The organism is Pseudomonas sp. FYR_7 (assembly GCF_043106155.1).
Lineage (GTDB): Bacteria > Pseudomonadota > Gammaproteobacteria > Pseudomonadales > Pseudomonadaceae > Aquipseudomonas > Aquipseudomonas parafulva_B.
In genome coordinates this window covers 26156-46054 of the sequence record NZ_JBICMI010000080.1, presented here as the reverse complement: position 1 = coordinate 46054, position 19899 = coordinate 26156, and the positions used below count along the sequence as shown (strand labels likewise).

Genomic DNA, 19899 nt, shown 5'->3' with positions numbered 1-19899 from the left:
GGCTAGAAACACGGGATGTCATGGCGATGAAGGTTCGATGATGCTTGCATGACCCGCCGGTTGGGCGTGGCGGCGAACGTGCTGGCGCTTGCTGTGCCAAAGACCTGCGCGGTAAGGTGAGTCGCCTGCATTTTCGAGACCCCTCATGCTCAAGTCACTCCGCCTATGGCCTGCACTGCTGCTTGCGTTGTGCCTGCCCGCACACGCCAATTGGCACCTTGACGGCGAGTCGTCTCGCCTGTCGTTCATCACCGGCACCAACGGCGAAGCGGCGCAGGTGCACCGCTTCCTGGTGCTGCATGGCACGGTGGACCGCAAGGGCGCCGCTAGCCTTCGTATCGAGATGGATTCGGTCAGCAGCGGCGTCCCGTTGCGGGATGAGCGCATGCGGGACACATTGTTCGACGTCGCACGGTTTGCCGAAGCGACCGTGCAGGCGCAACTGGATCTGCGCCCGATCAACGACCTGGCCAACGGTGCGCAGATCGAATTGCGCCTACCGCTGACGGTAACGTTGCACGGTCAGTCCCACCGCTACGACGCCTTGCTGTTGGCCACCCGCCTGGACGAGCGTCGGTTCCAGGTCGTCACCCTGGAGCCTCTGGTGCTGCGCGCCGAGGATTTCGGCCTGATGCCGGGGCTGCAAGCCCTGCGCAAGTTCGCCAACCTTACGGCCATCAACCCATCCGTACCGGTCAATGCGGTACTGATCTTCACTGCACGCTGACATGCCGGGCCCGGTCTTCCCCTGGCGGGATGGCAACCAGTTCGAGCTGCTGATCGATGGGCCACAATTCTTCCCCCGCATGCTGTCGGCCATTGAACATGCCCGGAAGCAGGTCGACCTGGAACTGTACCTGGTCGAGTCCGGGGCCTGCGCCGAGGCTGTGGTCCAGGTGCTGGAACAGACGGCCCACCGCGGGGTACGGGTGCGCTGCCTGTTCGATTATTACGGGTCGCTGGCCTTGAGCGCCAAGCTGCGGCAACGTCTGCTGGATGCCGGCGTTTACCTGCGCTGGTACAACCGGCTGCATTGGAAACGCGGGCTGCGCAATCTGTACCGCGACCATCGCAAGTTGCTTGTGGTCGACGAGCAGTGGGCGGTGGTGGGCGGTACCGGGGTTACCGATGAGTTCTGGCAACCGGGCCAGCCCAGCAGCGAATGGCACGAGGTGATGGTGCTGATGCAAGGCCCGGTGGTGAGCGACTGGCAATTGCTGTTCGATCGCCAGTGGCAGGCCAACCATCGCCGCACGGCCTGGCGCCCTGCCGAGGGCTTCGGCCTGCCGCGCCTGCCCAAGGTGCCTGCGCAAGGGCAGGGCATGGGCCGGGTGGCCTATGCCGACGCCCGCCAGCATCAGGACATCCTGCATTCGTTGGTACGTGCCCTCAACAGCGGCAAGCAGCGCATTTGGCTGGCCACGCCTTACTTTCTGCCGACCTGGAGCGTGCGTCGCTCGCTGCGCCGCGCAGCTGGCAAGGGCGTCGATGTGCGGTTGCTGCTCACCGGCCCGCGCACCGATCACCCTTCGGTACGGTATGCCGGTCACCGGTACTATCCACGCCTGCTGCGCGCTGGCGTGCGTATTTTCGAGTATCAGCCGTGCTTTTTGCACCTGAAGATGGTGGTGGTGGACGATTGGGTCAGCATCGGCTCCTGCAACTTCGACCATTGGAACCTGCGCTTCAATCTGGAGGCCAATATAGAAGCGTTGGACCTGCCGCTGACGAGCGCGGTGGTCGAAAGTTTCGAACGCGATTTTGCCCTGAGCGAGGAAGTTGACCTGGCGCATTGGAACGCCAGGCCGTTCTGGCGACGGGTCAAACAGCGCATCTGGGGATGGCTGGACCGGTTGGTGGCCAACGTGCTCGACCGGCGCGACTGAGTGCAGCTATCGTGCAATGACGGTTCACAGGCAATCGAGGGAATGGATGCGATGACGGTTAAGAAGATACTCATGCTGGTGGGCGATTACGTCGAGGACTACGAGGTCATGGTGCCCTTCCAGGCGCTGAGCATGGTTGGGCATACCGTGCACGCCGTGTGCCCGGAAAAGGTGGCGGGCCAGACCGTGCGCACGGCTATCCACGACTTCGAAGGCGACCAGACCTACAGTGAAAAGCCGGGGCACCAGTTTGCCCTGAACCACGATTTCGTCCGGGCCCGCGCCGAAAGTTACGATGCACTGGTAATCCCGGGCGGGCGTGCCCCGGAATACCTGCGCCTTAACGAGAAAGTGCTCGAGCTGGTGCGAGCGTTCGACCAGGCAGGCAAGCCCATCGCTGCCGTTTGTCACGGCGCCCAGTTGCTAGCCGCTGCCGGGGTGCTCAAAGGCCGGGAGTGCAGTGCGTACCCGGCCTGCGCGCCCGAGGTGCGCCTGGCCGGCGGCACCTATATCGACATTGCGGTGGACCAGGCCCATGTGGACGGCAACCTGGTCACTGCGCCCGCCTGGCCGGCTCACCCTGCGTGGTTGGCGGCGTTTTTGAAGGTGTTGGGCACCCGTATCCTCTGACTCATCAGGCCGGCCAGTCCATGGGTCAGCCGACTTGCTCGACCCAATCGTTGAGGTTGTAGTAGTTGGTTACGCGGGCGATCTTGCCGCAATGGATATAGAAGAACGCGCCGGCCGGCAGGACATAGGTCTGGCCGGTGGCCGCAGGCAGGCCTTCGTCATCGGCCACATATTGCCCGTGCACGGTGAATTCCGCCGCCGCGCGACTGCCGTCGGCATTCTGCATCACCACGATGTCGGCCAGGCGCTCGCGGTAGCAGCGGTTCATCTTGTCCATGAAGGCGGCGAACCTGGCCTTGCCCATCTGCCGCTCACCCTGATTGATGTCGTGAATCACATCTTCGCTGAGCAGGGCCAGAAACCCTGGCATGTCACCTGCGTTGAACGCGGCGTAGTAAGCGTTTACCAATTCGGTAGCGGTCATGGAACATTACCTGTCGTGTAGGGAAAAGGCGTGTCGTTGGCCTGGATGATAGGGTTTCCCCTCAAGCCCGGCTTAGCCGAGCGCGTCATCCACATCGACAAAACGACCGCCAAGCATGCAAATACGCCTACTGCACGGCGCCGCCATCGCGCCCTATATCGATGACCTCGCTCGTCTGCGCCTAACTGTGTTCCGCGAGTTCCCCTACCTCTACGATGGCTCGCCCGAGTACGAAGCCGACTACCTGGCCGCCTATGCCCGTTCCGGGCGCAGCCTGGTGGTGCTGGCCATGGATGAGGACAAGGTAGTGGGCGCCTCCACGGGCCTGCCCCTGGTCGACGTTGCGCCCGAGTTCCAGGAGCCGTTCGTGGCCCAGGGCCGCGACCCGGCCAGCGTCTACTATTTCGGCGAGTCTGTGGTTCTGCCGCCATACCGAGGGCAGGGGCTTGGGGTACGTTTTTTCATCGAACGCGAATCCTATGCCCACAAACTGGCCGAGTTCGATTACTGCGCGTTCTGCGCCGTGGAGCGGCCCGGTGTACATCCGCGCCGCCCGGCCGACTACAAGCCTTTGCATGGGTTCTGGCGCAACCGCGGTTTCCTCCATGACCCATCACTGCGTACCCGGTATGCCTGGCGCGACCTGGACGAGCAGGAAAGCTCGGACAAGCTGATGTCGTTCTGGCTCAAGGAACTGCCCCTTTGATCCGTGTCGCGGCCTGCCAATACGCCATTGAGCTGCACGAAACCTGGGAGGCTTATGCCGACCACCTGCAGGGCTTGTGTGCAGAGGCGGTGGAGGCGGGCGCGCGCCTGCTGCTGCTGCCCGAATATGCAGGGCTGGTGCTCAGCGGGCAGCTGACACCCGAGCAGCGGGGGGACCTGAAGGCTTCCATTGCAGGCATCCAGCCTTTGATCGAGCCGTGGAAGGCCCTGTGTGCAGGCCTGGCCAAGCGTTGGGGCATCTACCTGCAACCAGGCACGCTTCCGGTACTGGACAGCGACGGCGCCTACCGCAACCGCGCCTGGCTGTTTGGCCCCAAAGGCGCGCTAGGGCATCAGGACAAGCTGATGATGACCCGCTTCGAGCGGGAACAGTGGGGCATTGCCGCAGGCCATGGGCTGACGGTGTTCGACACCGATCTGGGCCGTCTTGGCATCCTGGTCTGTTACGACAATGAGTTCCCGCTCTTGGCACGCCGGTTGGCAGAGCGTGGGGCTGACCTGATCCTGGCGCCGAGCTGCACCGACACCGAAGCCGGCTATCACCGTGTACGGATCGGGGCTCAGGCACGCGCCTTGGAGAACCAGCTGGCCGTATTGCAGAGCCCGACCGTAGGGCTGGCACCCTGGTCGCCGGCATTGGACGAGAACCTAGGCCGGGCAGGGCTGTTCGTGCCGCCTGATCGTGGCATGCCGGGGGATGGGGTAATGGCTCTGAGCGAATCGCTCGACTCGCAGTGCAGCCGTTGGCTGGTGTGCGATCTGGACCTGGAGGCCGTGCGCCGGGTCAGGCAGCAGGGGCAGGTATTTACCCGCAGGGACTGGCCCGAACAATTCGAACGTCTTTAAACGCAACGGCGGCGGGCCCTGGCATCAAGGTCCGCCGCCGCAGGTTGGGCTGCGCATGGCTGCGCACGCGAGCGGCCCCTGAAAGCGCCGCCCGCTGTTGCCATGGGTTACTTCACTTCGACGGCCAGGCTCTGGGCAATCTTGCTCTGCCACAAGGCGGGGCCTGTGATGTGCACCGACTCACCGTTGCTGTCCACGGCCACGGTCACGGGCATGTCCTTGACCTCGAACTCGTAGATGGCTTCCATACCCAGCTCGGCAAAGGCCAGGACCTTGGATTTGCGGATGGCTTGCGCAACCAGATAGGCGGCGCCACCTACGGCCATCAGGTAGACGGCCTTGTTGTCCTTGATCGCTTCGATGGCGGTCGGGCCGCGCTCGGACTTGCCGATCATGCCCAGCAGACCGGTCTGCTCCAGAATCTGGCGGGTGAACTTGTCCATGCGCGTGGCGGTGGTGGGGCCAGCAGGGCCGACCACTTCGTCGCCTACCGGGTCGACCGGGCCGACGTAGTAGATGAAGCGGCCCTTGAGATCCACCGGCAGTGCTTCGCCGCGGTTGAGCATTTCGACCATGCGCTTGTGGGCTGCGTCCCGGCCGGTCAGCATCTTGCCGTTGAGCAGGATGGTTTCACCCGGTTTCCAGCTGGCCACTTCTTCGGGCGTGATGCTGTCGAGGTTGACACGACGGGCGCTTGGCCCCGCTTCCCAGACGATCTCGGGGTAGGCGTCCAGCGAAGGCGCTTCGAGCTCCGCAGGGCCTGTGCCGTCGAGCACGAAGTGGGCGTGGCGAGTGGCCGCGCAGTTGGGGATCATGCACACCGGCAGCGAGGCGGCGTGGGTCGGGTAGTCCATGATCTTGACGTCGAGCACGGTGGTCAGGCCACCGAGGCCCTGGGCGCCGATGCCCAGTTGGTTGACCTTCTCGAACAGCTCCAGGCGGATTTCTTCCAGGCGGTTCTGCGGGCCGCGTGCCTTGAGCTCATGGATGTCGATGGACTCCATGAGCACTTCCTTGGCCATGACCGCGGCTTTTTCGGCAGTGCCGCCGATACCGATGCCCAGCATGCCAGGCGGGCACCAGCCAGCGCCCATGGTCGGAACGGTCTTGAGTACCCAGTCGACGATGGAGTCGGACGGGTTGAGCATGGCCATCTTGGACTTGTTTTCCGAACCGCCGCCCTTGGCTGCAACATCCACCTCGACCTTGTCGCCGGGGACGATGGAGTAGTGGATAACGGCCGGCGTGTTGTCCTTGGTGTTCTTGCGGGCACCGGCCGGGTCGGCCAGGATCGATGCGCGCAGCACGTTTTCAGGCAGGTTGTAGGCGCGGCGCACACCTTCGTTGATCATGTCGTCGACGCTCAGGGTGGCGCCGTCCCAGCGCACATCCATACCCACGCGCACGAATACGGTGACGATGCCGGTGTCCTGGCAGATAGGCCGGTGACCGGTGGCACACATGCGCGAGTTGATCAGGATCTGGGCGATGGAGTCGCGCGCAGCCGGCGACTCTTCGCGCAGGTAGGCCTCGTGCATGGCCTGGATGAAATCGACGGGGTGGTAGTACGAGATGAATTGCAGGGCGTCGGCCACGCTCTGAATCAGGTCGTCTTGCTTGATCACGGTCATGCAGCGCGCTCCTCTTAAAGACGGGAACATTCAGTGAGACGTTCGACGGAGCCGACCAGCCTGTCGAAACGCCTTGCAAAGGCGCGCCGACAGCCTGCCGACGCAAAAAAGGCGCGGCAGTATAGCGCGCCTGCCCCTGTGAAACACCTGCGAGTGGTCAGGACCATGGTCTGGCCGGTAGCCGGCATCCTTTTTGCTGCTAGGCACAGGACAGGGCATTAGAATCGACGGGCGCGCGGTCGCGTCCATCGGCACAAGGGGTTTGAACAGGTGAGTGAACATGCCCGAAATTAGGGTGGGCACGCGTTGTTGGGCGGTGCCGACGGGTGCCAACTTGCTCGATGCCCTGAACGAGGCAGGGCTCGGGGTGCCCTACAGCTGCCGCGCAGGGAGCTGCCATGCATGCCTGGTACGGTGTGAGGACGGGTTGCCCCTCGACGCCCTGCCAGAAGCCCTGGCGCTGGACAGGCATGCCGTGGGCTGGCGCCTGGCTTGCCAGTGCCGCGTGGTCGAAGACCTGCGCGTGGAGGTGTTCGATCCGTTGCGCGACGGTGTAGGTGGCACTGTCAGCGAGCTGGACTGGTTCGGTGATGTGCTGCGGTTGCGCCTGCGGACCCAGCGCAGCGTCCGCTACCAGCCGGGCCAGCACGCGGTGCTCTGGTTGGGTGGGGTGGCGCGGCCCTATTCGCTGGCCAGCCTGCCGGGTGAAGACGATTACCTGGAGTTTCATATCGATTGCCAGCACCCCGGTGCATTCTGTGACCGGGCGCGGGCGCTGGAAGTGGGCGATGTGTTGCGCGTTGGCGAGGTGAGGGGCGGGGCATTGCATTACGACCTTGACTGGCAGGACCGACCGTTATGGCTACTGGCTGCCGGTACCGGGCTTGCACCGCTGTGGGGCATCGTGCGCGAAGCCTTGCGCCAAGGCCATCAGGGGGAGATCAGGTTGCTGCACGTGGCCCGCGACCGCGCAGGGCACTACTTGGCAGCGCCGTTGCAGCAGTTGCCAGGTGTAAACGTGGAATTGGTGATGGTCGCGCAGCTGGAGGAGGCACTGGCTGCGCTGCGGCCTTCATCGAGACAGACTCTGGCCTTGCTATGCGGCGCGCCCGCCAGCGTCGAACGCTTTGCCCGACGGCTGTTCATCGCTGGGGTGCCGAGGGGGCAGGTGTTTGCAGACAGCTTTGTCGAGCACGCCTAAGCCGACGTATCTGCGGTGCCTGCACAGGGCCGCTTGCGCACGGGGGAACGCGCGCGAAGCAACCCTGGCTCGTCAGCCGATCAGCCGACCAGCGGATCACCGACATGCAGGATCTTCATGCCGTTGGTCCCGCCGATGGTGTGGTAGCTGTCGCCCTTGGTGAGGATCACCCAGTCACCTTGCTCGACCAGCCCACGCTTGAGCAGCTCGTCCACGGCGGCCTGGCTGACCTTGTCGGCCGGCAGCGATGCCGGGTCGAAATCGATCGGGTAAACACCGCGGAACATTGAGGCACGGGCCTGGGTGGCGCGGTGCGGAGACAGGGCGAAGATTGGCACGTGCGAGCGCAGGCGGGACATGATCAGTGGGGTATAACCGCTCTCGGTCAGAGCGATGATCGCCTTCACACCCGGGAAGTGGTTGGCCGTGTACATGGCTGCCAGGGCGATGCTTTCGTCGCAGCGCTCGAACGTGGTGTGCAGGCGGTGGCTGGAGCGCTGGCTGGTCGGGTGCTTCTCGGCACCCAGGCAGATGCGCGCCATGGCCTGGACCGCTTCGATCGGGTATGACCCGGCGGCGCTTTCGGCCGACAGCATCACGGCATCGGTGTTGTCGAGCACGGCGTTTGCCACGTCGGACACTTCGGCACGGGTCGGCATCGGGTTCTGGATCATCGACTCCATCATCTGGGTCGCGACGATCACTGCCTTGTTGTTGCGGCGGGCGTGCTGGATGATCTTCTTCTGGATGGCGATCAGCTCGGCGTCGCCGATTTCCACGCCCAGGTCACCACGGGCAACCATGACGGCGTCGGAGGCTGCGATGAGCTTGTCGAGGGTTTCGTCGTCGGCAACCGCTTCGGCGCGTTCGATCTTGGCCACCAGCCAGGCGCTGCCACCGGACTCGTCACGCAGTTTGCGGGCGTATTCCATGTCGCTGGCGTCACGCGGGAAGGATACGGCCAGGTAGTCCAGGTCCATCTCGGCAGCCAGCTTGATGTCGGCTTTGTCCTTCTCGGTCAGGGCCGGTGCAGTCAGACCGCCACCTTTGCGGTTGATGCCCTTGTGGTCCGACAGCGGGCCACCGATGATCACCACGCAGTGCAGGGCGTCGGCGGTGGCGGTTTCGACGCGCATGACCACGCGGCCATCGTCGAGCAGCAGTTCGTCGCCAACGCCACAGTCCTTGACCAGGTCGGGATAGTCGATACCGACGATGTCCTGGTTGCCTTCTGTCAGCGGATGAGCGGTCGAGAAGGTGAAGGTGTCACCGACTTTCAGTTCGATGCGCTTGTTGGCGAACTTGGCGATGCGGATCTTCGGACCCTGCAGGTCGCCGAGCAAGGCCACGTGACGGCCATTCTTGGCAGCGATTTCACGGATCAGGCGGGCGCGTGCCTTATGCTCGTCCGGAGTGCCATGAGAGAAGTTCAGGCGAGCCACGTCCAGGCCGGCGAGGATCAACTGTTCGATCACTTCCGGCGAATTGCTGGCGGGGCCAAGGGTGGCGACGATTTTGGTACGGCGGATGGTCATGCACAGACTCCTATAGTGAAGCGCAGCGAGAGGCTACTCCTGAATCGGGCTGTAGTCATCGTTAGGTTGCACTACCTGGCTTTGGAAAACTGTGCAGGTGACAGGGGCACGGGTTTGTTGGCTGGTATGTGTCGGTCAACAAACGCGGTAAGTGCCGATCGTTGAAGAATCCGATGGGTCGGCCGATATGCTGTTCAGCAAAGGAGAGTCCCATGCGCATGCTGATCGTTTTAGCCCTCGCGGCCAGTGCCGTCGGGTGTACCCGCTGGTCCATGGACCACCATCTCAACAATGCCTACCGCGCTTATGATCGGGGTGATTGCCAGCGGGTAATGCTGGAGCTGTCCCAGGTCGATCGTACCAGCCGCGCCCGGCCGTTCATCCACCCGGAAGTCGCGTTGCTGCGTGGGCAGTGCCTGGAGCGGCAAGCGTTGTATGTGGATGCCGCACAGACCTACCAGTACCTGATCCAGCGCTATCCGGGCAATGAATATGCCTACCGTGCCCAGGCGCGCCTGCAAACACTGGAGAAACTCGGCCACTACCGCGGCGGTGAACCGGCCGTGACCAGGCCAGCGACGAGCGTACCTTGGCGCTAATGCCAAGGTGTGTTGTATTGACAGGGAGATTTGCCGCAGCGTGCGCTAACCTGTCACTCAACTGATACAACAACCGCCAGTACCAGGCATTCCTGGCATCGCGGACGGACTGCCCTTGACGCTATTCAATAAACGACTTATCGACCGCCACCAGCTGCCCTTTGTCCTGAAAGTGTTCAATCGCTTCAACGGCCAGGAGATGGGCCAGCTCGGCAACGCCTCCGAAAACGGCATGATGCTGATCAGCGAACTGCCGGTCATGGTGGGCCCCGATTACGAATTGCAGTTGCGCCTGCCGTTGACGGGGGGTGGGCATCAGTTCGTCAACCTTACGGCCAGTTGCCTGTGGTGCCGCGAGGACCAGACCCCTGGGTATTACGATTCGGGTTTCATGTTGTTGCAGGCCCCTCGCGAATACGATGGCTTTGTACGCTCCCTGCAGGAGTATTTCAGTTTTCGCGCTTCCTCTACCTCGGTTTGACAGGTCGGTATTGCCAACGCTGATGCCTGCCCATGGGACTGGCCCGCGCCAGTAGGGGCTGCATAGCACCCCCTACTGGCCCCAGGTAGCTTCATCGGCTCGACGTCAGGCCCGGCTCAACGCGTTAGAATCAGGGCGACCCTGCAACAGGACGGCCCTGTGACCTCAAGCATCTTCTGGCATGACTACGAAACCACTGGCATCAACCCGCGCTGCGACCGGCCCGTGCAGATGGCAGGGGTACGTACTGACCTTGACCTCAATGAAATCGACGATCCGGTCAACCTCTATTGCCGCCTATCGGACGATATACTGCCGCACCCTGCTGCCTGCCTGGTGACGGGCGTCACGCCGCAACAGTTGGCCGAAAAAGGCCTCGGCGAGGCCGAGTTCATGGCGCGGGTGCACGCCGAGCTGGCACAACCCGGCACCTGTGGCGCCGGCTACAACACGCTGCGTTTCGACGACGAGGTCACCCGCTACAGCCTCTACCGCAACTTCTTCGACCCTTACGCCCGCGAATGGCAGGGCGGCAACAGCCGCTGGGACTTGATCGATGTCGTTAGAGCGGCGTGCGCCTTGCGGCCCGATGGCATCCAATGGCCCCAGCAGGACGGGCGCACCCGTCTGCGCCTTGAGTTGTTGAGCAAGGCCAATGGCATCGAGCATGGCCATGCACACGAAGCGCTGTCCGATGTTCGGGCGACCATTGCCCTTGCTCGGCTGATACGCGAGAAGCAGCCCAAGTTGTACGACTGGTTGTTTCAGCTTCGCAGCAAGCATAAGGTCATGGAGCAAATACGGTTGCTACAGCCGATGGTGCATATTTCCGGGCGTTTCAGTGCCGCGCGTCATTACCTGGGCATTGTGTTGCCATTGGCCTGGCACCCTAAGAACCGCAATGCATTGATTGTTTGCGATCTGCATCAGCAAACCCTGCCGCTGGTTGAGGAAAATGCTGAAACTTTACGCCAGCGGCTCTATACCCGTCGAGAAACACTTGGCGAAGGCGAGCTGCCCGTACCGCTCAAACTCATTCAGATCAACCGCTGTCCGGTGGTCGCGCCCCTTTCTGTAATACGACCGGCCGATCAAGCGCGTCTTGGGATCGACCTGGATACGTTACAACGGCGCGCAGAGGCATTGGCCCGTCAACAGGATCAATGGCAGGAAAAACTGGCGCTTATTTATACACAAGACGGTTTTGCGGCCAGTGAAGATCCTGAACAGCAATTGTATGAGCGGTTTCTCGGCCAGCGTGACCGGCGGCTATGCGATCAAGTGCGTTCGCTGGCGCCCGCACAGTTGGGCGCCGGGCAGTGGATGTTCGATGATCCACGCCTGCCCGAACTACTCTTTCGCTACCGTGCGCGTAACTTTCCGGACACCTTGAACGATGAAGAGCGCGCGCGATGGCAGGATTTTTGTAGGCAGCGTCTGGCTGACCCCCGCTGGGGTGCGCCCAATACCTTGGGTGATTTCGCCCATGCCCTGGCCGTAGCCTGGCCTGACGCGGATGAAGCAGGACGGCAAGTGCTGACTGCCTGGCAACTGCATGCCAACGCGTTGCAAACGCGGTTCGCCGTCAATTGAAACCCATAAAAAAACGCCGGTTATTAACCGGCGTTTTCTTTACGAATATCAAATAGCGGGCAACGGACAATCAGTCCAGCAGGGTTGCCCAGCTTTCTACCTCGTCACCGCCCCATTGAGCTTTCCACTCTTTCAGGGTTTTGTGGTTGCCACCTTTGGTTTCGATGACTTCACCGTTGTGCGGGTTCTTGTATTGCTTGACCTTGCGCGCGCGTTTAGTGCCAGTGGTTTTCACGGCGCCACGCGGCAGTTTGCTCATCTTGGCATCAGGGTCGAGCAGGGCAATGATGTCACGCAGCGATTTGGAATATTCGCCCATCAGGGTGCGCAGTTTGCCTTCGAACTCCAGTTCTTTTTTCAGCTTGTCATCCTGAGACAGGTTGGCCAGGCGGGCCTGAAGTTCCTTGATGGCTTCTTCGGTGGCACGGTACTCGTTGATCAGGGACATGGAGTGTTCCTTAATGCGTGTTCGGGAATGTGTGGAGCAATAGTAAACAGGCAACTCTCGCAAGTAAACATATGATTGATGTATTAACAGTTGGATAAGCTGTGACAGTATTTCTCCAAGTGAACAAAAATTTACCTAGGTTGCCGTTTCATCTATAAATCTTGTCAGAAGATTCCCAACGCGTAGGCCCAACGGCCCTATGCAGCACGTCGCAATCATTACTGCGTTTTTCTCAGCGTGCCGCTAGAATGAGCGCCTTTGCGAGTTCTGGAGTCTTATTCATGCGCACCTACCGTCTGGTGATCGCTTGCCCCGACCGTGTCGGCATCGTGGCGAAAGTCAGTAATTTCCTGGCCTTGTACAACGGCTGGATCACCGAAGCCAGCCATCACTCCGACGAGCAGACTGGCTGGTTCTTCATGCGTCATGAAATTCGCGCCGAGTCGCTGCCCTTCGGCATCGAGGCTTTTCGCGAGGCGTTCGCGCCCATCGCCGAAGAGTTCTCCATGACCTGGCGCGTGACCGATTCTGCCCAGAAGAAGCGGGTCGTGTTGATGGCCAGCCGTGAATCCCATTGCCTGGCTGACCTGCTGCACCGCTGGCACAGCGATGAGCTCGATTGCGACATTCCCTGCGTCATTTCCAACCACAATGACCTGCGCAGCATGGTCGAGTGGCACGGTATTCCGTTTTTCCATGTTCCAGTAGACCCCAAGGACAAGGCCCCGGCGTTTGCCGAAGTGTCACGCCTGGTGCAGGAACATGCAGCCGATGTGGTTGTGCTGGCGCGGTACATGCAAATTCTGCCGCCGCAACTCTGCCAGGACTATGCTGAGAAGGTGATCAACATCCACCATAGCTTCCTGCCATCGTTCGTCGGCGCCAAGCCGTACCACCAGGCGGCGCTGCGTGGCGTGAAACTGATCGGCGCGACTTGCCACTATGTGACCGAAGAGCTGGACGCCGGCCCTATCATCGAGCAGGACGTGGTGCGGGTTACCCACGCCGACAGCATCGAGGACATGGTCCGCTTCGGGCGTGACGTGGAAAAAATGGTCCTGGCCCGCGGCCTGCGCTATCACCTGGAAGATCGGGTTCTGGTGCACGGCAACAAGACAGTGGTGTTCGACTGATCGCAGGGCTACTCCCAGACCTGTCGAGCAACGTGAGGATCGACCCATGGGACGGCGCGGTACCCCTACAGCCTCACCTCCCCCTGTAGTGGGTCAGGGTTGCCTGGCCCGCTACGATCCCGACGCCTTGCAGGACACCGACGGTACCGACTTTCCCGGTGCCGCGGCGCTTTGGCAAGCGCTTAACCCACCTGACGGCGCCAGCGCTCCAGCAGCGGACGCGCCAGCAGGCACACGAACACCGGCCCTCCGGCGAGCAGATACAGGTAGTAAGTGATGGCACGCCAGATCAGGATCGCTGCCGCCGCCGTCGAGCTGCCCACCATGGGTGTCAGCAGGCTGGCCGAGGTCAGCTCGGCAGCGCCTGCGCCCCCGGGCATCATGCTGAACTGACCGGCGCTGAGCGATAGCATCTGGACCAGGAAGCTGGGAATCCAGGCCAGCTCCACGCCCAAGCCCCTGACCACGAGATACAGCACGCTAAAGCGCAGTCCCCAGTGGACGCATGTCAGGCTGAACACCAGAAACAAAGTGCGCTTGGGCAACTGCCAGGTTTGCGCCAAGGCCTGCACGAAACGAAGCAGCTTGCGTGCCCAGCGTCGTTTACGCGGTGCGCTGGTGCCCAGGCGCTGCAACAGCCGGCCGTTCAGACGCATCACCTTGCGCCGGTAGCGCAGCAACATCACCACGCCTGCCAGCGCCGCGCATAGCAGTGCTGCACTGCCTAGCAACATGCTTTCCTGGCTGCGCCCAAGGCTGTGAAACAGCGCATAGCCTGCGATCGCCAGCATGGCGCAGAAGAAAAAAACCAAGTCATTGAGCTGATCCATCGCGAACACCGCGCCGCTGCGGGCTGCACTGATGCCCTCGCGGGCCAGCAAGGCCATCAGGGTCAAGGGGCCGCCGCCGCCACCTGGAGTGGTGCAGATGGCGAACTCGGTGGCCATGACCACACCCAATGTGCGCACCCGCGATACACGCGCTGCCTGATCGCCCAGCAGCAGGCGCATCCGGCAGGCGTTGATCACCCAGCACAGCAGGATCATGCCCACCAACGTCATGAGCAGCTGCGGATCGAAACGGCTCAGCTTGGGCAGCAGTTCGCTGCCGCCCAACAGTGCAGGCACCAACGCTGCGCCCAACAGCGCCAAGCCCAGCAGCAGCCAGCGGTTCACGCTGCCACCTGCCGCTCCAGCCAGGCTGACTTAGTCAAGGGTTCACGCCCGTCTTCGATCAGTTTTTCAAGGGTGCGCAACCAGTAGTCCCGTGAGTAGCGATGGCGCATGTCCACCGGATGCAACCCGAGGCGTAGGGTGTTGGCGCCTTGCCAACGTCGACATTGCCAGTCACTGAGCACCCGCGACACGCCACGGCGCCAGGCGCTGCGCGCGCTCCAGACCAGGCCGGGTGCATCGATGGCGGTAAAGTCCGGCAGGCGATAGAGGTGCTGCGGGGTGCTGGTGTACTTCAGCGGCAGTTGGCGCAGTGCTTGTCGTGTGCCCTGGCTCATCAACCAGGCGGGGGCCACGAAGCCAGCCACGGGCCAGCCTTGACGGTCGAACAGCGCCAGGCCGTCTTGTAGTCGGGCGATGGCCTGGTGTTCGTCCAGCGCGTAGAACTCGCCTTCATGGGTATAAATCCGCCGCATGAAGTAGTCCAGGGGCGTGCGCGGCGTGGGACCTTCATCGGCATGGGCGTAACCATGCAGGGCCAGCTCGTCACCCGCGGCCAGACGGCGATCGAGCAACTGGCAGAAGCCGGGAGACTGAGTCAGCAGGTTACGTCGATGAAAATCGGGTACCACCAGCCAAGTCATGGGCACGTTACCCAATGCATCGACCGCCTGCACGAACGGCTCGTAGTCTGGCCAGGTCTCTGGGGCCACGTCATGCAGCACCAGCATCACGCTGCGGGAACGGAGAGAGGCCTCAAGCATGTGCCCGCACCTGCTGTTGGTGGCCCAGTACGGCCTGGTAATGCTCAAGCAGGCCGTTGACCACGTTGTCCCATGAGTAATGCTGCTCTACATGGCGCCTGGCCTGGGCACCGAGCTTGCGCGCACCCGCTTCGAACGCCTCGCGCACGGCCAGGGCCATTGCCCTGGCGTCGTTGGGTTGGCACAAGCGACCGCACTGGTCGTTGACGATTTCGCCGAAGGCGCCGGCACGCACTGCAACCACGGGCGTACCACTGGCCATGGCTTCGAGGATGACCAGGCCGAACGTTTCCTGGTCACCGGCATGCACCAACAGGTCGGCGCTGGCCATCAGGCGTGCCACCTGGTCAGGTGGGCAGAACTGGCCGATCACGCTGACGTTGTCGGGCACATTGGCGGGCATATTGGACCCCACCAGCAGCAGGTGATAACCGCGCCCCAACTGCCGCATGCACTCAAGCAGAACGGGCAGGTTCTTCTCCCGTGAGCCACGGCCTGCATAGATCAGCAGCCGGCAGGTGTCGGCGATGCCCAGTTCGGCTCGCACCTGTGGATCGCGGCGTGCAGGATTGAAGGTTTCCAGGTCTACGCCCAAAGGCTGCACGTGGACATCACGTACTCCCAGGCGACGGAGCTTGTCTGCCATGACCTTGCTCGGTGCGAGCACCCGGTCGAAATTGCCATACAACTTGCTGACATAAGCCTCGACGTTGGGCGTGAACCAATTGCCCATGCGGTTGCTCACTAACAGCGGCAGGTCGGAGTGATAGAAGCCAATGACCGGCACGTCCAGCTGACGGCGAGCTTCCAGCGCCGCCCAGGCGGTCAGATACGGATCGCCGACTTCGATCAGGTCTGGCTTTAGCGTGCGCAGCGTGTTGCACCATGGCGCCAGGCGTACCGGAAAGCGGTAGCCTTTGCCAAAGGGCAGGGGTAGTGCAGGCACATGATAGACACCGCCTTCATGCCGAGCGCTGGCGCCGGGGATCAACAGGCTGTGACGGACACCTTGCACGGCATCCAGGCGGTGGTGTTTGGCATCAAGGTAAGTGCGTACGCCGCCGCTGGCCGGGGCGTAGAACATGGTGATGTCGGCAATGTGCACGATCTGCGTCCCTCCGGGATCGTCTTTCGGGTCTGTCATCGCGCGGTAACGAAACCGGCGTTGACATGCCATGAAGTTGACCTTTCAGAAGGGTAGTTTGTTCGATCAGCTTGTGCGGTTGGCCGCCCGGCAGCCGAGCGCTAGGCAATAGCGCTCGGTGGGTCGGTGCCGGGGCTGGGCCGGCTTCAGATACGGAAGGTGCCGACCAGGTGTTTCAGGCGGCTGGCCTGCTGCTCCAGGTCAGAACAGGCACGCAGCGTCGCCTGCAGGTTTTCCACGCCTTCCTGGTTGAGCATGTTGATTTCGTTGATATCCATGTTGATGGCTTCGACCACGGCCGTCTGCTCTTCGGTGGCCGTGGCCACGGACTGGTTCATGCCATCGATTTCGCCAATGCGCACGGTGACACTTTCCAGCCGCTCACCTGCCTGGTTGGCGATCTGCACGCTGTCCAGGCTGTGACGCTGGCTCTGGTCCATGGTTTCGACCGACTCGCGGGCACCCACTTGCAGCTCCTCGATCATGCCCTGGACCTGCTGCGCGGATTCCTGAGTGCGATGGGCCAGGTTGCGCACCTCGTCGGCCACCACTGCGAAACCACGACCTGCTTCACCGGCGCGCGCGGCCTCGATGGCGGCGTTGAGCGCCAGCAGGTTGGTCTGCTGGGAGATGCTGGTGATCACTTCGAGAATCTGGCCGATGTTGACGGTCTTGCTGTTGAGCGTCTCGATGTGGGCGCTGGACGTTACGATCAAGTCGGAAAGACGGTTCATGGCGGCGATGTTGCGATCGACCACCTGCTGGCCTTCTTCTGCCAGGCGCCTTGCAGAGCTTGCGTGCTGGGACGCCTGCGCCGCGTTGCCGGCGATCTCCTGGGCGGCAGCGCCCAGCTCGTTAATGGCGGCCGCCACGCTGTTGGTGCGGTTGGACTGTTCGTCGGAATTGGCCATCGACGAGTTGGACGCACTGATGACACGCAACGCGACTTCGTTCACCTGCTCGGTGGCCGAGGACACTTCACGGATCGAGCCGTGGATACGCTCGACGAAGCGGTTGAAGGCGTTGCCCAGGATGCCGAACTCGTCGTGGTGGTGGATGCGCAGGCGCTTGGTAAGGTCGCCTTCACCCTCGGCGATGTCCTCCATGGCCCGTGTCATGGTGTGCAGCGGCTGCATCAGCACACGGATCAGCAGCCCCAGCAGGGCGATGATGATCACCACGGCCACCACGGTGGCAATCACGGCGGAGGTGCGGAATGTGCTGAGCATCGCGAAGGCCTTGTCCTTGTCCAACGACAGGCCGATGTACCAGTTGGCCGAAGGCAAGCCGGTCACCGGTGTGAACGTCAGCAGGCGGGCCTGGCCGTCACTTTGCACTTCGGTGAGCTCGGACGTGAGCTTTGGTGTGCGCTCGGGGAACAGGTCTGACAATGATTTCATCACCAGGCCTTGATCCGGATGGACCAGGATCTTGCCTTGGTCATTTACCAGGAACGCATAGCCCATGCCGCCGAAATTCAGCGAGTTGATGATTTGCGCCAGGCCGTCCAGTGCCAGGTCACCCCCGACCACGCCCACCGAATCGGCCACCTTGTCGAGGATGCCGATGACCATCTTGTTGGTGGTCATGTCGATGTAGGGTTCGGTCAGCAGGGTGCCGCTGGCACTCATGCCATCCTTGTACCAAGGGCGTGTGCGGGGGTCGTAGCCGTCAGGCATCTTTGCATCCGGGCGTACGCTGAAGCTGCCATCGACCCTGCCCAGGTAGACGGTTAGGAAACTCGATGTCAGCGCCTGCTGGCCCATCAGGGTTTCAGCGTTGGCCGGTTGCTGGGCAATATTCTGCGCCAGGTTTTCGACCAGTTTGATACGCCCCTCGAACAAACTGCGGATGTTGGTCGAAGTGGAAGCGCCCATCTCAGTCAGGTAGTCCTGAAGGTCCTCGCGAATCGCATTACGCTGCAGATAATCGTTGTAGAGGGTGAACAGGCTGAATGCGAGGATCACGATCAGTGATGCTGCCAGCAGAATCTTGTGGCTGAAACGAAGGCTTTTGTTCATGAAATCATCGGGTCCGCTAAGGTTTTGTATCAGGCATTCGCAGCTGTAGGGCCCAGCCAGTGCAACATCCCGAAAAGTCCTTTTTCGGTTGTTCTCTCTGAGTAAGGCGAATATCACCCAGAGGTATCGGCCGGAGTAAGACAAAGCTTGAGCAGAGGATTAAAGAGATGTCGGAATCTTCATTTATCGTTGTAGGATCGAGCCCTGATGGCCAGCCCGTAGGGCAGGCGATGCGGCTTGCCAACCGGCACGGGCTGGTGGCAGGGGCCACCGGTACCGGCAAGACCGTGACCCTGCAACACTTGGCCGAAGCGTTCAGCGATGCCGGGGTGGCGGTGTTCGCGGCCGACGTCAAGGGCGACCTGTGTGGGCTGGGCGCCAAAGGCGCGCCTGAGGGCAAGGTGGCCGAGCGCATCGCCGGGATGCCTTGGTTGCGCCACCAGCCACAGGCCTATCCGGTGAGCGTGTGGGACATTGCGGGCCAGTCGGGTCATCCGTTGCGTACCACGATCAGCGAAATGGGGCCTTTGCTGCTGGGCAACCTGCTTGAGCTCACCGATAGCCAACAGGCAGCGCTGTATGCCAGTTTCAAGGTGGCTGATCGCGAAGGCCTGCTGTTGCTGGACCTCAAGGACCTCAAAGCGCTGCTTGGCCACTTGAAGGACAACCCGCAGGTGTTGGGCGAAGACAGTGCGCTGGTGACCGGCGCGTCCGTTCAGGCGTTGCTGCGCAGGCTGGCCACCCTGGAGCAACAGGGGGCAGAGGCGTTGTTCGGTGAACCGGCATTGCAGCTCGAGGACATTCTACGGCCCGACCCGGATGGGCGAGGGCGCATCCATTTGCTCGACGCCAGCCGACTGGTGCATGAGGCACCCAAGGTCTATGCCACGTTTCTGCTGTGGCTGCTGGCCGAACTGTTCGAGCAACTGCCCGAGCGTGGCGATGCCGAAAAACCGGTGCTGGCGTTGTTCTTCGATGAAGCGCACCTGCTGTTCAAGGACACCCCCAAGGCATTGCAGGACCGCCTGGAGCAGGTGGTGCGGCTGATTCGCTCAAAGGGGGTAGGGGTGTATTTCGTCACCCAGTCCCCAGCGGATCTACCCGATGCAGTCCTGGCCCAACTGGGTTTGCGAATCCAGCATGGCCTGCGGGCTTATACGGCCAAGGAGCAGAAGGCGTTGCGTGCCGTAGCTGAGGGCTTTCGCCCCAACCCTTCATTCGATGCGTTGTCTTCGCTGACCGAACTGGGTATCGGGGAGGCCTTGGTCGGCACGCTTGAGGACAAGGGAACACCTGCCAGGGTGCAGCGGGTGCTGATTGCGCCCCCGCAATCGCGTATCGGCCCGTTGAGTGAGTCTGAACGCAGTGCGCTGATTGCGCGTTCACCCTTGGTTGGCCGTTATGACAAACCCATAGACCGGGACTCGGCTTACGAAAGGCTCAACCAGCGCAAAGGCGAAGCGGTGGAGCCCGCGCCGCAACCCAAGGCCGATGACAGCAGTTTTGCCGAAAAGGCGGGCGAATTCCTGCAAGGCGCGGCCGGGCAGGCGATCAAGTCGGCGGTGCGTCAGGCTGCCAATCAACTGGGGCGGCAGTTGGTGCGCGGGCTGATGGGCTCGTTGCTGGGCGGGAAGAAGAAGTAGCTGCGCGGTGTGAAGCCATCGC

At 62.2% G+C, this 19899-nt stretch carries 18 protein-coding genes and 2 pseudogenes; 11 read left to right on the top strand and 9 right to left on the bottom strand.

Annotated features, from left to right (window positions below; all coding sequences use genetic code 11):
* Positions 1–145: 145 nt before the first annotated feature.
* The 3 genes from ACF8R3_RS20795 to ACF8R3_RS20785 are packed head-to-tail and all read left to right on the top strand — an operon-like array spanning position 146 to position 2516.
* Positions 146–727 (top strand): YceI family protein, encoded by a 582-nt coding sequence (locus ACF8R3_RS20795; RefSeq protein ID WP_196121581.1) that lies wholly within the window; start codon positions 146–148, stop codon positions 725–727.
* Position 728: 1 nt separating this feature from the next.
* Positions 729–1886: a phosphatidylserine/phosphatidylglycerophosphate/cardiolipin synthase family protein gene (locus tag ACF8R3_RS20790; protein WP_182139217.1), complete on the top strand. Its 1158-nt coding sequence runs from the start codon at positions 729–731 to the stop codon at positions 1884–1886.
* Positions 1887–1937: 51 nt separating this feature from the next.
* A complete protein-coding gene (locus ACF8R3_RS20785; RefSeq protein WP_058637230.1) occupies positions 1938–2516 on the top strand; it encodes a DJ-1/PfpI family protein in 579 nt (192 codons plus the stop codon).
* A 25-nt stretch (positions 2517–2541) separates the two neighbouring features.
* On the opposite strand, the gene ACF8R3_RS20780 is transcribed toward ACF8R3_RS20785, so the two are convergent.
* The gene (locus ACF8R3_RS20780) at positions 2542–2940 is read right to left on the bottom strand and encodes a nuclear transport factor 2 family protein (protein WP_027914521.1); all 399 of its coding nucleotides are present in this window, start codon (positions 2938–2940) and stop codon (positions 2542–2544) included.
* A 115-nt stretch (positions 2941–3055) separates the two neighbouring features.
* Here ACF8R3_RS20780 and ACF8R3_RS20775 point away from each other — a divergent pair, with 115 nt between their 5' ends.
* Both ACF8R3_RS20775 and ACF8R3_RS20770 read left to right on the top strand, forming a co-directional pair.
* A complete protein-coding gene (locus ACF8R3_RS20775) occupies positions 3056–3646 on the top strand; it encodes a GNAT family N-acetyltransferase (RefSeq protein WP_058603257.1) in 591 nt (196 codons plus the stop codon).
* Entirely contained in the window at positions 3643–4512 is an 870-nt protein-coding gene (locus ACF8R3_RS20770; protein WP_392516080.1) for a carbon-nitrogen hydrolase family protein, read from the top strand. Before ACF8R3_RS20775 ends, ACF8R3_RS20770 begins: the two co-directional genes overlap by 4 nt.
* A 107-nt stretch (positions 4513–4619) precedes the next feature.
* On the opposite strand, the gene ACF8R3_RS20765 is transcribed toward ACF8R3_RS20770, so the two are convergent.
* Positions 4620–6143, bottom strand: a complete 1524-nt coding sequence (locus ACF8R3_RS20765; RefSeq protein ID WP_058603255.1) for a fumarate hydratase — start codon at positions 6141–6143, stop codon at positions 4620–4622.
* 280 nt (positions 6144–6423) lie between these two features.
* On the opposite strand from ACF8R3_RS20765, the gene ACF8R3_RS20760 reads away from it, so the two are divergent.
* On the top strand, positions 6424–7344 hold the full coding sequence (locus tag ACF8R3_RS20760) for an iron-sulfur-binding ferredoxin reductase (protein WP_392516079.1): 921 nt from the start codon (positions 6424–6426) through the stop codon (positions 7342–7344).
* 80 nt (positions 7345–7424) lie between these two features.
* Here the strand turns inward: ACF8R3_RS20760 and pyk are convergent, their stop codons facing one another.
* A complete protein-coding gene (pyk, locus tag ACF8R3_RS20755) occupies positions 7425–8879 on the bottom strand; it encodes a pyruvate kinase (RefSeq protein WP_027914526.1) in 1455 nt (484 codons plus the stop codon).
* A 212-nt stretch (positions 8880–9091) separates the two neighbouring features.
* Between pyk and ACF8R3_RS20750 the strand changes: the two genes are divergently transcribed.
* From ACF8R3_RS20750 to sbcB, 3 genes are all read left to right on the top strand, one after another.
* Positions 9092–9478, top strand: coding sequence for a hypothetical protein (locus ACF8R3_RS20750; RefSeq protein ID WP_023534272.1), 387 nt, complete (start codon positions 9092–9094; stop codon positions 9476–9478).
* A 115-nt stretch (positions 9479–9593) separates the two neighbouring features.
* A complete protein-coding gene (locus ACF8R3_RS20745) occupies positions 9594–9959 on the top strand; it encodes a PilZ domain-containing protein (RefSeq protein WP_196185186.1) in 366 nt (121 codons plus the stop codon).
* A 159-nt stretch (positions 9960–10118) separates the two neighbouring features.
* A complete protein-coding gene (gene sbcB, locus ACF8R3_RS20740) occupies positions 10119–11552 on the top strand; it encodes an exodeoxyribonuclease I (protein WP_392516078.1) in 1434 nt (477 codons plus the stop codon).
* Between the two features lie 70 nt (positions 11553–11622).
* On the opposite strand, the gene mvaT is transcribed toward sbcB, so the two are convergent.
* On the bottom strand, positions 11623–12000 hold the full coding sequence (mvaT, locus tag ACF8R3_RS20735; protein WP_023534419.1) for a histone-like nucleoid-structuring protein MvaT: 378 nt from the start codon (positions 11998–12000) through the stop codon (positions 11623–11625).
* 281 nt (positions 12001–12281) lie between these two features.
* On the opposite strand from mvaT, the gene purU reads away from it, so the two are divergent.
* Positions 12282–13133, top strand: a complete 852-nt coding sequence (gene purU, locus ACF8R3_RS20730; RefSeq protein WP_023534293.1) for a formyltetrahydrofolate deformylase — start codon at positions 12282–12284, stop codon at positions 13131–13133.
* 182 nt (positions 13134–13315) lie between these two features.
* Here purU and ACF8R3_RS20725 read toward each other — a convergent pair whose 3' ends face one another.
* The 5 genes and pseudogenes from ACF8R3_RS20725 to ACF8R3_RS20705 form a co-directional block, all read right to left on the bottom strand.
* A complete protein-coding gene (locus ACF8R3_RS20725; RefSeq protein ID WP_058637124.1) occupies positions 13316–14308 on the bottom strand; it encodes a lysylphosphatidylglycerol synthase transmembrane domain-containing protein in 993 nt (330 codons plus the stop codon).
* The gene (locus tag ACF8R3_RS20720) at positions 14305–15069 is read right to left on the bottom strand and encodes a DUF2334 domain-containing protein (protein WP_058637123.1); all 765 of its coding nucleotides are present in this window, start codon (positions 15067–15069) and stop codon (positions 14305–14307) included. The genes ACF8R3_RS20725 and ACF8R3_RS20720 overlap by 4 nt, the downstream gene beginning before the upstream one ends.
* Complete coding sequence (locus ACF8R3_RS20715) at positions 15062–16213, bottom strand: glycosyltransferase family 1 protein (protein WP_081321260.1); 1152 nt, start codon at positions 16211–16213, stop codon at positions 15062–15064. Before ACF8R3_RS20715 ends, ACF8R3_RS20720 begins: the two co-directional genes overlap by 8 nt.
* A gap of 146 nt (positions 16214–16359) precedes the next feature.
* Positions 16360–16956: pseudogene (locus tag ACF8R3_RS20710) on the bottom strand (methyl-accepting chemotaxis protein); the annotation flags it as partial.
* 261 nt (positions 16957–17217) lie between these two features.
* Positions 17218–18090 (bottom strand): annotated as a pseudogene (locus ACF8R3_RS20705) (cache domain-containing protein); the annotation flags it as partial.
* 311 nt (positions 18091–18401) lie between these two features.
* On the opposite strand from ACF8R3_RS20705, the gene ACF8R3_RS20700 reads away from it, so the two are divergent.
* The gene (locus ACF8R3_RS20700) at positions 18402–19877 is read left to right on the top strand and encodes a helicase HerA-like domain-containing protein (RefSeq protein ID WP_392516077.1); all 1476 of its coding nucleotides are present in this window, start codon (positions 18402–18404) and stop codon (positions 19875–19877) included.
* Positions 19878–19899: the final 22 nt, after the last annotated feature.